The organism is Flavobacterium odoriferum (assembly GCF_025499515.1).
Lineage (GTDB): Bacteria > Bacteroidota > Bacteroidia > Flavobacteriales > Flavobacteriaceae > Flavobacterium > Flavobacterium odoriferum.
Window position 1 is genome coordinate 1 of record NZ_JAMKFA010000011.1, and the last position, 16,336, is coordinate 16,336.

Sequence of the window (16,336 nt, forward strand, 5' to 3'; positions counted from 1 at the left end):
CAAATTAAATCCTACAGAAATGTGGGATTTTTTTATACGCCAAATTTATTTTATATGCCATATACTGTTTACATCCTTCACAGTCTAACTAAAGACAAATTTTATATTGGATACACAGCCAATTTAACAGAACGAATTATTCGTCACAATCAAAAAAGCAAAGGTTTTACTGGATCAACCAACGATTGGGTTTTAGTATATCGTGAAGAATTCAATTCTCAAACCGAAGCTATTCAAAGAGAAAAACAAATAAAAAATTGGAAGAGCAAAATCAAAATTCAAGAATTAATTCAAAAAAACAACAATTAGCTCAGTTGGTTGAGAGCATCCCGATTTTATCGGGAGGGTCGGGGTTCGAACCCCTTTCCGAAATTCGGAACAAGCAATCGCCCACCAAATTAAATCCTACAGAAATGTGGGATTTTTTGTTTTATACCCTTTTGTTTATTCTCTATATAAATTATATCAGAATGTAACAAACATTTAATCAAAGCGTCTACTTTATCTAAATGATTTAGTTATGCGATTTATCTTAATTTTACTTTTTCTAACAACTTCTCTGTTTTCAATTGCTCAAGATTCAAAATTAGAAGTTTTTAAAAAAGATAGTTTACTCATCTTTAAAAAGAATCCTATAAAAGGATTTCAAAACGATTATATTTTATTCATTCCTAAAGGAACTCCAATAAATAAAAAAATAGTTCTTCTTGTTGAACCTAACAATACCGGTAAAACATCAGATAGTATAGGTGTTCATGAAAAATATGCTATCGATTTGGCTTCTGTAAGTTCGGTTGGAAACAATGTTGCAACAATGCTAAAAATTCCACTACTAGTTCCTATTTTTCCAAGACCTTCATCTCAAGAGCTAATTTACACTCATGCATTAGACCGAGATGTTATTTTAGATGATTCTCAAGAATTAAAAAGATTAGATTTACAATTAATAGTAATGATAGATGATGCTAAAAGTGTTTTAAGTTCTATGAATATTGTAGTCGATGACAAGTTTTTTATGAATGGATTTTCTGGTTCGGCTACTTTTACAAATCGTTTTGCATTTATTCATCCTGAAAAGATAAAAGCTTTAGCTATAGGTGGATTTAATGGAGAATTAATGCTTCCTGAAAAGAAAATCAATAAATTAAAATTCAATTATCCGCTTGGAATTCATGATTTTTCTAAATTATTCAATAAAAATTTTGATCTAAATCAATTTAAATCGATTCCTCAATTTATTTATATGGGAAAATTAGATGATAATGATGCCGTTCAATTTGATGATGCTTATAACGATATAGAGCGTAACCTTATCAATACAAATTTAGGAATCGATGTACAAAATCGATATTTAAAATGTCAAGAAATCTATAAGAATAATAATATAAACGCAACATTTATAACCTATGAAAATGTAGGACATTGGACAACTTCAGAAATGAATTTAGAAGTCATTAAGTTCTTTTTTAATCAGATGCAATAGAATTAATTTCTTGAATAAATCAAAAAATAAATATTCAGTTTAAAACTACTCATTCAGAAACTTTAAATACAAAGCTTTCATGCTTTCATCTGAAGTTTCAGAAAGAGTCTCAACCGTTTTACGATATTCAGTATTTTTTAGCAATTCACGAATTTTTGTTCTTGCAAAAAGCGTAAACTGCCATTTATGATGATTGGTTGCTAAAAATAATTGTGTAATTACTTTTTTATTCATGAAATCAATTGAAAGAAGGATTTCTAAAGCATTTTGTCTAATAGAATTTTCATATTGAGCCGATGCATAATGCAACAATTCTAAATAAAAATCTATCCTTAGAGTTTCAAGTTCTGGAGTTTCATAGGCTAACTTTAGCCATGTAATTCGAAAACTTTTATCGTTATTTCCTTTTAAATATCTAGTTTGAAATAAATACTTTTCTCTATCTTCAGGAAAGTTTGTACATAAATTCACTAACGCAATTTCTTTTGTTTGATATGAATTATCATTCAATAAAGTTTCATATTGTGATTTAAAAGCTTCTGGAATTACTGGTGTTGATTCTACAACGGCTCTTCTTACTAAAATATCATTTGTTGCTAAAGCAGTTTCTAAAATGACTTTTCGTTCTTCGAAAGGAATGTTACGTGTTTGATATAGAATGTATTGTTTGATTGGATAATAGGCATTTGATTTTAAAATTTCTGTTAATTCAGATAATGATTTTTTACTTTTCCTTAGAGCAAAATAGTCTTGAATGAATTTATTTTTAGAAAGATATTTTTGAGCGATTTCCATTTCAAATCCAGGCTTTTCCAACCAAACCCTTTTGAAATTTTCCACATCATAACCCGAAACATCTTTCACAATTTTCAAGAAATCATCTGTGTTGACATTTTTATATTGGTATTTCTTTAAATACTTTTTTACGGCTTTTTGGAAATTCTTTGTACCAATATCTTCACGCATCACATGCAATGCCCAAGCTCCTTTTTTGTAAAACGATAGCGAACTTGCTTTTTCATTCATTACCGGAATTGTATCGGTTTTAGAGGCACGTTTTAATTGTTCGGCGTAATCATTTAATTCTTCGTAGAAATAATCATCACCAAACAAATGACGCTCTGCTAATAACGCATAATAAGTCGCAAAACCTTCTTGTAGCCAATGGTGTTTTCCTGATTGTGCCGTAATCAAGTCGCCAAACCATTGATGCGCCAACTCGTGTGCATTAACATTTACATAATTTCTATCGTTAAAACCAATTGAATCTACCACAAAATCTTGTGCAAAAATGGTTGAAGTCGTATTCTCCATTCCCGCATACAAAAAATCACGAACAGGAACTTGACGGTAAATGCCCCAAGGATACTTCACTCCTATTTCTTGCTCCAAATAATCGAACATTTCTTTGGAATAACGATACGTTGGTTCAAATTTAGAAACATCGTTTTTATCCAAATAAAATTCTAATGGCGTTCCTGATTTAGTGGTTGCAGTTTGCTTTTCGAAATTTCCAATTGCCAACATTACTAAATAAGAAGACATTGGTTTTTGCATTTGAAAATTCCAAGTTTTAATATCACAATTTATTGTGCAATTTATATTTTCATTAGCTTTTAATACAATGTCTTTATTTAAACTTTTTCCATTTGACAAAACTTTATAGTTATTATTACAATTGATATACAAATTAAAAATCACTTTCTCATTTACATCATCAAAACTTGGCAACCAATGGCTGGTATAACGTCCTTGTCCTTGTGTCCAAATTTGACCAGTTCCATTTGAAAAATCACCAGTAAAATATAAAGTTTGCTTCGGTTTTGCTGAATATCGAAAAGTTAGTTTATTTTTTCCTTTCTTAAATCCTTCAAATAAATCCAATGTTTTTCCAGAATTTTTGAATTTTACCGATTTTCCATTAATGATTACTTCTGAAAATTCCATATTTTTTGCATCGATTTTGATGGTATCGATTGCTTTTTTTACTTTGAACTCATACGTAACACTTCCAGAAATTGACTTTTCTGAAGCATTTGGTGATAAATATGCATCACACTTGATAAAATCAACTTTATCAGTTTGTTGAGCAAAAGATACATTAATGAAAAACAAGGCTAAAAGAATACGAAACATCTTGATGGATTTTAATAATGTACGAATATAAACATTTTCAATTTCACTGATTTCTAAATTAACAAATTATAAACTATCTTCGTTTTTTGAAGAACAAAGAGAAAAGAATAAAGAAAAAAGACTGAATACTCAAATGAATCTACTCGAAACTCCCATAGAATATCTCAAAGGTGTTGGTCCACAACGTGGCGATTTATTGCGCAAGGAGTTGGGCATTCATAAGTACGCAGATTTACTGAATTTATTCCCTAATCGTTATATTGATAGAACCCGTTATTACAAGATAAACGAACTCCAAAACAGCAATTCGGAAGTTCAAATCGTGGGTAAAATCATCAATATCAAAACGGTTGAACAAGGCAAAGGACGTTCGAGATTAGTAGCTACTTTTGTGGATGATACAGGTCAAATGGAACTCGTGTGGTTCCAAGGACAAAAATGGATTCGCGAAAGCATCAAAATTAATATTCCGTATGTAATTTTTGGAAAAGTTACCCAATTTGGCGCTACTTACAACATGGCACATCCCGAAATGGAATTGTTAGAAGAACACAAAGCCAGCCTACGTTCCGCGATGCAACCAGTTTATCCAAGCACTGAAAAATTAGGAAACAAAGGGATTTCAAACAAAGTCATTAATAAAATGATGCAACAATTGTTTGTGGAAACCCAAGCGTTATTTTCTGAAACTTTACCAAATTATCTTTTAGACGAATTAAAGTTGATTCCAAAAAATGCCGCTTTATTCAATATTCATTTTCCAAAGAGTCAAGATTTATTGGCAAAAGCACAATTCCGATTGAAGTTTGAAGAATTGTTTTTCATTCAATTGCAATTGATTACAAAGAATCTTATTCGCAAACACAAAATCAAAGGATTACCTTTTGAGCGTGTAGGTGAAAACTTCACCGATTTTTATAATAATCATTTGCCATTTGATTTAACCAATGCACAAAAACGTGTTTTAAAAGAGATTAGAAACGACTTAGGAAGCAACGCTCAAATGAACCGTTTGTTGCAAGGCGACGTGGGTTCTGGAAAAACAATTGTAGCTTTAATGTGTATGCTTTTGGCAAAAGATAATGGTTTTCAAAGTTGCTTAATGGCACCAACTGAAATTTTAGCCAACCAACATTTTAACGGAATTACCGAATTAGCTAAGGAACTAAATATCAGTATAAAAATATTAACTGGTTCAACAAAAACTGCAGATAGAAAAATCATCCATGAAGCCCTAGAAAATGGCTCTTTAGATATTTTAATTGGAACTCATGCTTTGTTAGAAGACAAGGTACAATTCCATAATTTAGGATTAGCAATTATTGATGAACAACATCGTTTTGGTGTAGAGCAAAGAAGTAAACTTTGGAAGAAAAATGATATTCCTCCTCACGTTCTAGTAATGACCGCAACTCCAATACCACGAACATTAGCCATGAGTTTGTATGGTGATTTGGATATTTCAGTAATTGATGAATTACCACCAGGCAGAAAACCGATTCAAACGGTACATAGATATGATTCGAACCGATTGAAAGTTTGGAAATTTTTAAAAGATGAAATTGCGAAAGGTCGCCAAGTCTATATTGTGTATCCATTGATTCAAGAATCCGAAAAAATGGATTACAAAGATTTGATGGACGGTTATGAAAGTATTTCGAGAGATTTTCCGCTACCTCAGTATTCCATTTCCATTGTTCACGGAAAAATGAAACCTGCCGATAAAGATGAAGAAATGCGTCGCTTTTCGGAAGGAAAAACTAATATTATGGTGGCGACTACAGTTATTGAAGTTGGTGTAAATGTACCCAATGCTTCCGTAATGGTGATTGAAAGTGCTGAACGTTTTGGATTATCTCAATTACACCAATTAAGAGGACGAGTGGGTCGTGGCGCTGAACAAAGTTACTGCATCTTAATGACAAGTCACAAACTTAGTAATGATAGTAAAATTAGAATGGAAACGATGGTTCGTACCAATGATGGTTTCGAAATTTCGGAAGTCGATTTAAAATTACGTGGTCCGGGCGATATTATGGGCAAACAACAAAGTGGTGTATTAAACCTTCAAATTGCTGATTTAGTCAAAGACAAAGACATTTTGCAATTAGCACGTCACCATGCAATCAAACTGTTAAAAGATGATGCTCCAATGGAAAAACCAGAACATGCAAAACTTCGAGAAGCATTTATTGAGTTAAGCAAGAAAAAAACCATTTGGAATTATATTAGTTAAATTCTATTTAAATCAGAAAAATATTAAAAATTATAACAAAAATTAATTTTTGAAATCAATTTGATACCTTTTTTAAATAAATCTCAAATTTTTGAAACATTTGTATCTACAACTATGTTAAATAAATGGTAAGATTTTGGCATAATTAGTTCGTAAAAGTTAGCTTTGTTGCAATTAAAGCCTTCGTTACCATGAAAATTAAAACTATTACAATTTCATTATTTGTTATTGCCTTATTGGGATTAATCGGATATAGAGTTTTTTCAAATGCTGAAGAATCTGCAAAAAACAATAAAAAAGGAGATAAAAAACCACCTATGATGGTTGATGCTGTAATTGTTTCTGAAAAAGACTTTGCCAACACGATTTCGCTTTCAGGTTCTATTGAAGCCAATGAAAATGTGGAAATTAGAAGTGAAGTTTCTGGAATTGTAGAAAAAATTTATTTCACAGAAGGAACAAACGTTAGCAAAGGTCAGGTCTTATTGAAAGTTAATGACATTGAACTTCGTGCACAACTTTCGCAAGCCACTACAAGACAAAGTTTAGCTTCAGAAAATGAAAGAAGAGCTAAATTATTGCTACAAAAAGAAGCAATTTCTCAAGAAGAATATGAGATTGCAAGTGCCGAATTCAGAAGTCTAAAAGCGCAAACTCAGTTGATTCAAGCGCAAATTGCTAAAACAAGTATAAGAGCACCATTTTCTGGTAAAATTGGATTACGTAACATTTCTCCCGGAACATATGTAACTCCAACTACGCTAATTACCAAATTAGTAAGCTCAAATCAGGTGAAAATTAGTTTTTCAATTCCTGAAAAATATGCATCTGAAGTTGAGAACAATACTCCTATTCAATTTACGATTCCAAACAATACGCAAAAATTTACAGCAAAAATCTACGCTATCGAGCCTGAAATTGAAACTTCTACACGAACATTAAAAATCAGAGCGATTGCAGAAAATCCAAATGGAAAATTATTAGCCGGAACATTTGCTACTATTGAACTTCCTTTGAAAAACATTAAAGGAGCAATAAGCATTCCTTCGGAAGCGGTAGTTCCAGTTCAAGATGGAAAAGTAGTTTACATAGCCAACAATGGTAAAGCAAAAGAAGTGAAAATTGAAACCATTGCCCGAACTGATAAAGACGTAATTGTTACAGAAGGCGTTAAATCGGGAGATACGATTTTAACTTCTGGAGTTATGGCTCTAAAAGACGAAGCCGATATCAAAGTTAAAGTAAAACAAGCGAAACTTCCAACTTCTAACTTCTAACTTCCCACTTACAAATGAGTTTATCCACCTTAAGCATAAAACGTCCCGTATTTACCATTGTAATTAATTTGTTAATTATTCTATTTGGTATTTTAGGATTCAGTTATTTGGGCGTTCGTGAATTCCCATCAATTGACCCAGCTGTAATTAATGTTAGAACAAATTACACAGGTGCAAATGCCGAAATTATCGAATCACAAATAACCGAACCACTTGAAAAAGCTATTAACTCTATTGATGGTATTCGAAACATTACCTCTTCAAGTAATCAAGGTTCGAGTAATATTACGGTCGAATTCAAATTAGAGAAAAACCTTGAAGAAGCAGCTAACGACGTTCGTGATAAAGTGTCACAAGCCGTTAGAAGTTTACCACAAGATATTGATGCACCTCCAGTTGTTTCAAAGGCTGATGCCGATTCTGATGCTATTATTTCGATGACGGTTCAAAGTCAATCAAGAAACGCTTTGGAATTAAGTGATTATGCTGAAAACGTAATTTCAGAAAGAATTCAAACAATTCCTGGCGTGAGTAGCGTACAGATTTGGGGACAAAAACGTTATTCGATGCGTATTTGGATGGATCCTATCAAATTGAATGCATACGGAATTACAGTTGCCGATGTACGAAATGCTCTTGACAAACAAAATGTAGAATTACCATCAGGAAAATTAACCGGTGCTAATACCGAATTAATGGTAAAAACGCTTGGAAATTTATCTACAGAAAAAGAATTCAACGATATTATCATTGTAGCTGATGCGAATAAAACCGTTCGCTTGAGCGATATTGGTTATGCAGTTTTAGCTTCTGAAAATTTAGAAACCAAGTTCACAGAATCAGGAAATCCGATGGTGGCCGTGGCTATTATTCCGCAACCTGGAACGAATTACTTAGAAATTGCCGAACAATTTTATGCAGAAGTTGAAAAATTAAAGAAAGATTTACCAAGTGATATCAAATTAGATATCGCTTTAGATAATACCATTTTTATAAAAAAATCAGTAGTTGAAGTTGCCGAAACATTAGCGATTTCAGTTGTTTTGGTAATCATCATTATCTTTTTATTCTTTAGAGATTGGTCAATCGCATTCCGACCTTTAATTGATATTCCGGTTTCGTTGATTGCTACGTTTTTCATTATGTATCTGTGTGGTTTTTCAATCAACGTATTAACTCTGTTAGCCATTGTTTTAGCCACAGGATTAGTAGTAGATGATGGAATTGTTGTAACAGAAAACATCTTCAAAAAAGTCGAAGAAGGCATGTCTCCAATCGAAGCGGCGATTAAAGGTTCAAATGAAATATTCTTTGCTGTAATTTCGATATCCGTAACACTTGCTGCCGTCTTCTTACCGATTATTTTCTTGGAAGGTTTCGTAGGACGATTATTCCGTGAGTTTGGTGTCGTCATAGGTGCAGCGGTATTGATTTCAGCCTTTGTATCGTTGACGTTAACACCAATGTTGAATGCGTATTTAATGAAAGGTGGCGAACAAAAGAAAACCAAATTCTATGAAGCTACAGAACCTTTCTTTGTGAGTTTAAATACGGGATATGCAAATTCTTTAACCAAGTTTCTAAAAAGAAAATGGTTAAGTTTTCCAATTATTGGAGTTTGTATCGGATTGATAGTGCTATTCTTTGCTATACTTCCAAAGGAAACAGCTCCTTACGATGATAGAAGTTTAGGAATTGTCAGCGTAACAACTCCTGAAGGCTCTACCTACGAATACACTGATCGTTTTATGGAAGATTTATCTAAATTAATCAACGATTCCATTCCAGAGAAAAAAGTAGCATTGGTAATTACTTCACCAGGATTTTTATCTTCATCAGTAAATGCGGGAAGAGTTCGTTTAGCATTGGTTGACCCAAGTGAACGAGAAAAATCGCAAAAAGAAATTGTGGATGATTTAAACAAATGGACTAAAAAATATCCACAAGCCAAAGTAAACGTTTCGGAGCAACCAACGATTTCGGTAAACCGTCGTGGTGGATTGCCAATTCAGTATATTATTCAAGCACCTAATTTTGAAAAATTAAGAGAAAAGATTCCGCAATTCATGGAAGAAGCGAGTAAAAACGAAACTTTTTCTAATGTGGATGTGAATTTAAAATTCAATAAACCTGAAATCAACGTAACAATTAATCGTGAAAAAGCAGAGAGTTTAGGAATTTCTGTGATAGATGTTGCACAAACATTACAGTTATCGCTAAGCGGACAACGTTTTGGGTATTTCATGCAAAATGGAAAACAATATCAAGTTATTGGACAATTTGACGAAAAAGATCGTGATGCTCCATTAGATTTAACTTCGATGTTCGTAAAAAACAAAGCGGGTGAATTAATCCAATTAGACAACGTAGTTGAGGTGGAAGAACAAAGTAATCCACCACAATTATTCCATAACAATCGCTACATGTCGGCAACTGTTTCTGCTGGTTTAGCACCTGGAAAAAGTATGATTGACGGTATCAACGCTATGGACGAAATCAAAGAAAAAGTGTTAGATGATACTTTTACAACTGATTTAGGTGGAGAATCTCGTGACTTCGTAGAAAGTAGTTCGAATACTTCTTTCGCTTTTGGATTGGCTTTACTATTAATTTATTTGATTTTAGCCGCTCAATTTGAAAGTTTCATTGACCCATTTATCATTATTTTAACTGTACCAATGGCAGTCGCTGGAGCATTATTTTCGCTTTGGTTATTTGGGCAAACATGGAATATTTTTAGTCAAATTGGAACCGTCATGTTAATTGGACTCGTTACCAAAAACGGAATTCTGATAGTCGAATTTGCCAACCAACTTCGAGAACAAGGAAAGTCGAAATACGATGCCATTTTAGAAGCTTCTGAAGCACGTTTACGACCAATTTTAATGACCAGTTTAGCTATTGCTTTAGGAGCTTTACCAATTGCCTTATCACTTGGAGCTGCTTCTGCAAGTAGAATGGGAATGGGAGTTGTTATTGTGGGCGGAACGATGTTTTCGTTAATTTTAACCTTATTCGTAATTCCAGCTATCTATTTAATGTGGTCGAAAGCAAAAAAACACCGACCAGAATTTGATAATTTAGACGCTTTAGAGAAATAAAATAAACCGCAGATTCGCAAATTAAAATTTAAAAGAATAATTTGAATCAACATAATCTATAAGTATTCAATAAAAAAACATTTAAGAACAAAAAAAATCTGCGAATCTGCGGTGAAAACATAAAAACACTATGCGAAATTTATATACTTATATATTCATTTTTTTAATTGGATTTTCATTACAAGCACAAGAATTGCTTTCGCTTGAAGATGCTGTAAAAATTGCTTTAGAAAACAATTACGATATTAAAATCGCTGAAAATAATTCCAAAATTGATGCTACAAATAACAATTTAGCCAATGCTGGAATGTTGCCTTCGCTGAATGCGAATTTCACCAATAATAACAGTCAATTAGATACCAAACAAACGCAAGGTGATGGAACTGTGAGAGAATTAGACAATGCCAAAAACATGAATTTAAGTTATGGTATTGGATTAGATTGGACAATTTTTGACGGTTTAAGTATGTTCGCTAGAAAAGAACAATTAAACGTTCTAGAACAACAAGGAAAAGCCGAATTACAAACCGCCATTTTAACACGAATTAGTGATGTTTATACAACCTATTTCGATTTAGTGCAACAACAACAAGTTTTGGCTTCGATTGATACGGCGATTGTAATTTCGAACCAACGTTTGACAACCGCTCAAAATCGTTTTAGTATTGGAAAAGCATCGAAATTAGAGGTTTTGAATGCACAAGTAGATTTGAATAGCGATTTGAGTGTGCAATTGAAACAAAAAGAACTCATCAAAATCAGTAAAATTAGATTGAACGAATTATTAGTTCGTGATATTCAAACTGATTTTAAAGTGGCTAATGAAGTTACATTCGAACAAAATTTAGATTTCAACGAATTAAAATCAACAGCCGAAAAACAAAATCCGCAATTGCAAGCGCAAATTCTATCTAAAAAAGTAGCCGATTTGAATTTGAAACAAGTTAAGGGGAATCGCTATCCTACAGTTAGAATTACTTCGGGTTATAATTTCACACGTTCAGAAGCTTCTTTGGGATTCATCACGCAATCTTCTGGACAAGGTTTTGTGTATGGAGTTACTGCGACAGTGCCAATTTTTAATGGCTTTCTTCAAAACAGAAACGAAAAAGTAGCGAAATATCAAGTGGAAAATGCAGGTTTACTTTTAGAACAACAAAAATTATCGCTAAGCTCACAATTATCGTCTTTATTTGCGAGTTATCAAACCAATTTAGAGTTGGTAAAAGTGGAAGAAAAAAACTTAGAAATTGCCAAACAAAACTTAGATATTACGTTAGCTAAATTTAAGATTGGAACCATAACTACTATCGAATTCAGAACCGCTCAGCAAAACTTTGTAGAGGCTTCAGTTCGTTATTCGAATGCGCAATATGTAACCAAACTTTCAGAAATTAACTTAAAAGAATTAGCAGGTACTTTAAAATTGAATTAATATTTTTAGATTTGTTAAAATGTTTAATTGTGAAACTGTGAAATTGAGAAACCGCTTTTCACTAATCACTTTTCACTAATCACTTTTCACTAATCACTAAAAAATGGTTCAATACAACCCAAAAGACTGGATTACTTTTATCTTCCGTTTTCACGAATCGGATACCTTTCGTCAATTAATTCCGATGATGATTTTCATTGGATTTTATGCCTACGGAATCGCATATTTGGAATTAGAATATTGGAATCTTTCCGAAACTAGTCATGTAAAAAACCTAAACCTAATGCACACTACCGTAGGTTTTGTGTTGTCGTTATTATTGGCTTACCGAACCAATACAGCCTACGACCGTTGGTGGGAAGGTAGAAAACAATGGGGTGCTTTGGTCAATAATAGTCGAAACTTAGCTATAAAATTGGCTGCTTATTTATCAGATGAAAACGATAGAAATTATTTCAAAAGAGTCATTCCAGCTTATGCTTCGGTGCTTTCCAAACATTTATTAAATGAAGATGTTAGCAAAATGTTGTTTGAAGGTTTGGATTTGGAAATGGATCATCACAAACATCGCCCTAATCAAGTGGCAAAAATGTTGTTTCAAAAAGCAAATGATTTGTACAAATCTGGAAAAATTACAGGTGACCAATTTTACATTATCAATTCGGAATTACAATCGTTTACTGATATTTGTGGTGCTTGCGAACGTATTAAAAACACGCCTATTCCCTACTCGTACAGTTCGTTTATCAAAAAATTTATCTTCTTTTTTGTGATGACGTTACCTTTCGGATTTGTATTTAGTTTGGGTTACTACGTAATTCCGGTTGTGATTTTTATCTTTTATGTTTTAGCGAGTTTAGAATTAATCGCCGAAGAAATTGAAGACCCATTTGGCAACGATGCCAATGATTTACCCATGACAAAAATAGCTTCGAATATTAAGAAGCACGTGGAAGAGATTTTGTAATTAGTAAACATAAATTTTCTATACACTATCTATACACTATCTACGGAGTATCTATGAAGTATCTATGAAGTATCCTTTTTAGACCTTTTCTTATATTTTAGCACAAAAAAACAAAAAAATCAAGTCTTTGAATTGACTTTTTTTTTATATTTGTACTATATACAAGCCTTATTATTAACATTATACGCCATGAATTCCATTACACTTCGCAAGATTTGGCATAGAGATGCCTTTCGAATTGGTATTTTTTTTGAAAGAGATTTTTCAGTTATTTCTGTTTTAAAAAAACACAAAGCCGAGTTCAGTAGGACGAAACTGTGTTGGTACGTGGATTATACTACAGCAAACTATCAATTGCTTTTGACACTTTTTCCTGATTTGAAAATTGTTAAATCGGTTGTTCATTCAGAACCTACATTGGTGACCGACTCTGGTAGTCGAGACCTTTCACCCATAGCTTCGAGCGCAATTCAGTTAGGCACATCTTCATTGGGCAACCCTGAACATACAAAAAATGTAATTTCTTTTGCACAAAAGGTTCGGTTGCAATTATTAGCAAATGTCGGAAAATATTGGGTATTTAAGATGCACTACCATCAAGAAGTTAAAGCACAACTTTTGAAGATAAAAGGTGTGTATTGGAACACCAATTATAAGTGTTATATGGCATTGCGCCATGAACAAGTTAAGAAAGAAGTGGAAGCTGTTTTACAAACTTCGCCTTTTTTTGGTACCGATTATTTACATAAAGATGTTTCGTATATAGGCGAAAAAATTAAGGTTCTACCACATTATGAAGCCATTAATTTTATGGAAGTATATGTGCCTAAGTTAGTGGCGGTTCATGAAAAAATAAAGCGATTTTCGATGGCAAAATATAGTAAAACAAAAGATTGTTATTTGTTACCAGCAGCTCCATTGGTTTTAGAAAGTTTACAATTGCAGTTTGAACCAATGAAAATTATGTTTTTGGTTGATTTGCCAAAAGATTATTTGCAAAAAAAGCATTTGCCAAATCGAAAACAACTGGATTTAAACAAAACGCAAGAAACAATACTTTCTACTTTGCCCGAAAAAGCGCAACCTTTTATGCGTGCTATGGTTGATACTTTGTTGGCACTGAATTATAGCAGTTCGACTTTGCGCACTTACTGTGGCTCGTTTCATCAATTTTTGAAAGCTTTTGACTATCAAAATCCAGAAGCAGTTGAACGAGGAGCGATTGTTCGGTATTTAGGTTCGTTAATGAGTCGCGGACTTTCGGCAACATCTGGACATAGTATGGTGAATAGCATTCAGTTTTACTATCAACAAGTTTTGGGCAAAAAAGAGTTTGAATTGCGTTTGCCACGTCCGAAAAAAGAGAAAAAATTGCCCAGTGTTTTGACTATGGAGGAATGTTTGCGTATTTTTCAGGTGGTAGATAATCCGAAACACAAATTATTGCTGTTAATAGGTTATGGAGCGGGTTTGCGCGTGAGTGAAATTGTACAATTAAAGTGGTCTGATATTTTGTTTGAAGAGCAAAAAATTCATATTAAAAATGCAAAAGGCAAGAAAGACCGTATGGTGATGCTGCCCTACTCTATTGTGACTTCGTTGCAGTTGTATAGAGAATTATATAAGGGAAAACATTATGTGTTTGAAGGGCAATTTGCTGGCGAACCGTATAGTACAGGAAGTGTGCAACAAGTAATGCGCAATGCGTTGAAGACATCGGGTTTAGAGAAAAAAGCAACGGTACACACCTTGCGGCACAGTTTTGCTACGCATTTATTAGAAAACGGTACAGATATTCGATATATTCAGCAATTTTTAGGTCATTCGAGTATAAAGACTACGACAATTTATACCCATTTAACCAAAACTGCTGTAGACAAAATTCAGAGTCCATTAGATCGTATGGTTGACATAAATAGTAAGAAAAAACTGGAAGATTAATTTCAAAATTTAAAAAAGTTGTATATATTTGATGATATTTACTAGTTGTATGTCATTATGAAAGAAGAAACGCAGAAAGAAATACAAATAGAGACAAAAAGTTATATAATCAAAGAATTACTTAGAAACTGCCGAACAACGGAAGAATTTAAAAAATACTACGATTATATAACTAATTTAATGACAGAAGAAAAAGTTTATTCTCTATCTACTTTTATTAAGTGATTTGCATAAAAACTATCGTAATTATATAAGTTAGTTTCTGAATCCCAATATTTAACAAAAATAACAGGGTTTTCTGAATTAGCATAAGGAAAGTTTCTGTAGTTATTTTTAACATCAATAACAACCATTTCTCCTGAATTTGGAGTAGCTTTGAAAACAACAATATCGTGCAATTGAATTTTAGTCATATTAAAAAGTATTAATTTAAAATGTAAATATAAACAATTATGAGAAAATTATTTTTATTAGGATTAACGTTATTTTCAGTTTGTTCTTTTGGGCAAGATATTAAAGCAACCACAGAAGATGGAAAGAAGGTTATCTTAAAAGCTGACAAAACTTGGAAATATGATGAATCTAAAACTGAATCTAAAAACACTTGTGTAATTGAAGCAGGTTTTAAAGAGCCAAAATACAATACAAGCAGTTCTTGGAAAAGAATGGGCTCAACAGTTGATGATTTGAAGAAACATATTTCAGTAGATATGGGAGTAAAACAAGATAAAATAATTTTACTTGAAGTTTCTGAACAATTAGGAAATGGAGTTTACATTCTTTGTGTTGACGGACAAAAAATGAAATGGAGAAGAACAGGTTCAGTATTTAGAAAAGATGGTGAAGATGTTTTAAACATGAAAAATGAATAATATTTTGTAGTTTAATAAATTTGTTTAATTTTGCATTGTCGAAAACGACGTAATTGAAAAAGAAAGCCGAAAAGTGTTGGCGCACAAATCGACTTTCAAAGGTGTATTACTCGCTTTCGCTTAAATACTCAATGGCTTTCCACAATCCACGTGAAACGAAATTAGCCATCACTTTCTGTACGAACCCTTCCGTCCTTGACGGTTTTACAGGTTCTTGGTTTGAGTTACTACTCATATTATCTTAAATCATACGCAGGAAAGTTTAAAAATTAGACAATAAAAATCCCAACTACATCTAAAAGGTGAAATGAATTGGACGTAGTTGGGCTAATTATTTTGCAAAATTAAAGAAAATTTCCGACATTTACAAGAAAAACGTGAAAAATAACGCCATACAACAATCGTTTGCTTCAATGGCTACGCTTGGGAATTGTAAAAAACGGCAGAGAAAAAACAAACAGAAGGAAAAAAATTAAACATTAGTGCTGATTCAACGCCACTGAAAGCAAGCGATGGAACGTTAGCACCAATTTTAAGACCGATAATTACGGACAAAATAACTGATTGATGCCATACATAACATTCCGAATAAAAACCAAATAGTGCATTTCCATTCGCAATTTTGAATAAAGAAGTCCGTAATTCTTGCAAGTATCCCGAAAAGAAACATACAAATAACTGTTAACATTGATACTAAAATAAACTTTCTCATAAAAAACTTGTGCTAACATTGGTTTTACGCAAGTGGGGGTTAGCGGTTAAACCCAGCTTACGTGCTTTTAATAATCTTTGGTGCAGGTTGAAAGTTTTGTGCTATTTAGCCCCACCTGCGTAAAGCCAAATAACGTTGCACACAATATATTTTCCGAACTGCCACATAACGCTTCG

Annotated in this window: 11 protein-coding genes; 9 read left to right on the top strand and 2 right to left on the bottom strand. The window is 32.7% G+C overall.

The genetic code is table 11. From position 1 onward, the window contains the following. Together M9Q43_RS09615 and M9Q43_RS09620 are read left to right on the top strand one after the other, a co-directional pair. A partial coding sequence (locus tag M9Q43_RS09615; RefSeq protein ID WP_262318715.1) for a GIY-YIG nuclease family protein occupies nt 1-309 on the top strand: 309 nt, incomplete at its 5' end. A gap of 211 nt (nt 310-520) precedes the next feature. After that, nucleotides 521-1,483 carry a hypothetical protein gene (locus M9Q43_RS09620; RefSeq protein ID WP_262318716.1) on the top strand — a complete coding sequence of 321 codons (963 nt, stop codon included), beginning with the start codon at nt 521-523 and terminating at the stop codon, nt 1,481-1,483. A gap of 45 nt (nt 1,484-1,528) precedes the next feature. On the opposite strand, the gene M9Q43_RS09625 is transcribed toward M9Q43_RS09620, so the two are convergent. After that, nucleotides 1,529-3,619 carry a M1 family metallopeptidase gene (locus tag M9Q43_RS09625; protein ID WP_262318717.1) on the bottom strand — a complete coding sequence of 697 codons (2,091 nt, stop codon included), beginning with the start codon at nt 3,617-3,619 and terminating at the stop codon, nt 1,529-1,531. Between the two features lie 133 nt (nt 3,620-3,752). On the opposite strand from M9Q43_RS09625, the gene recG reads away from it, so the two are divergent. From recG to M9Q43_RS09655, 6 genes are all read left to right on the top strand, one after another. Then, entirely contained in the window at nt 3,753-5,855 is a 2,103-nt protein-coding gene (recG, locus tag M9Q43_RS09630; protein ID WP_408611254.1) for an ATP-dependent DNA helicase RecG, read from the top strand. Between the two features lie 191 nt (nt 5,856-6,046). Next, nucleotides 6,047-7,132 carry an efflux RND transporter periplasmic adaptor subunit gene (locus tag M9Q43_RS09635; RefSeq protein WP_262318718.1) on the top strand — a complete coding sequence of 362 codons (1,086 nt, stop codon included), beginning with the start codon at nt 6,047-6,049 and terminating at the stop codon, nt 7,130-7,132. A 14-nt stretch (nt 7,133-7,146) separates the two neighbouring features. After that, nucleotides 7,147-10,233 carry an efflux RND transporter permease subunit gene (locus M9Q43_RS09640; protein WP_262318719.1) on the top strand — a complete coding sequence of 1,029 codons (3,087 nt, stop codon included), beginning with the start codon at nt 7,147-7,149 and terminating at the stop codon, nt 10,231-10,233. A gap of 130 nt (nt 10,234-10,363) precedes the next feature. Beyond that, nucleotides 10,364-11,668: a TolC family protein gene (locus M9Q43_RS09645; protein WP_262318720.1), complete on the top strand. Its 1,305-nt coding sequence runs from the start codon at nt 10,364-10,366 to the stop codon at nt 11,666-11,668. A gap of 103 nt (nt 11,669-11,771) precedes the next feature. After that, nucleotides 11,772-12,635 carry a bestrophin family protein gene (locus M9Q43_RS09650; protein ID WP_262318721.1) on the top strand — a complete coding sequence of 288 codons (864 nt, stop codon included), beginning with the start codon at nt 11,772-11,774 and terminating at the stop codon, nt 12,633-12,635. A 189-nt stretch (nt 12,636-12,824) separates the two neighbouring features. Next, nucleotides 12,825-14,576: a tyrosine-type recombinase/integrase gene (locus M9Q43_RS09655; RefSeq protein WP_262318722.1), complete on the top strand. Its 1,752-nt coding sequence runs from the start codon at nt 12,825-12,827 to the stop codon at nt 14,574-14,576. Between the two features lie 197 nt (nt 14,577-14,773). Here the strand turns inward: M9Q43_RS09655 and M9Q43_RS09660 are convergent, their stop codons facing one another. Then, nucleotides 14,774-14,989: a hypothetical protein gene (locus M9Q43_RS09660; RefSeq protein ID WP_262318723.1), complete on the bottom strand. Its 216-nt coding sequence runs from the start codon at nt 14,987-14,989 to the stop codon at nt 14,774-14,776. A gap of 39 nt (nt 14,990-15,028) precedes the next feature. Between M9Q43_RS09660 and M9Q43_RS09665 the strand changes: the two genes are divergently transcribed. Further along, the gene (locus M9Q43_RS09665; RefSeq protein ID WP_262318724.1) at nt 15,029-15,448 is read left to right on the top strand and encodes a hypothetical protein; all 420 of its coding nucleotides are present in this window, start codon (nt 15,029-15,031) and stop codon (nt 15,446-15,448) included. Nucleotides 15,449-16,336: the final 888 nt, after the last annotated feature.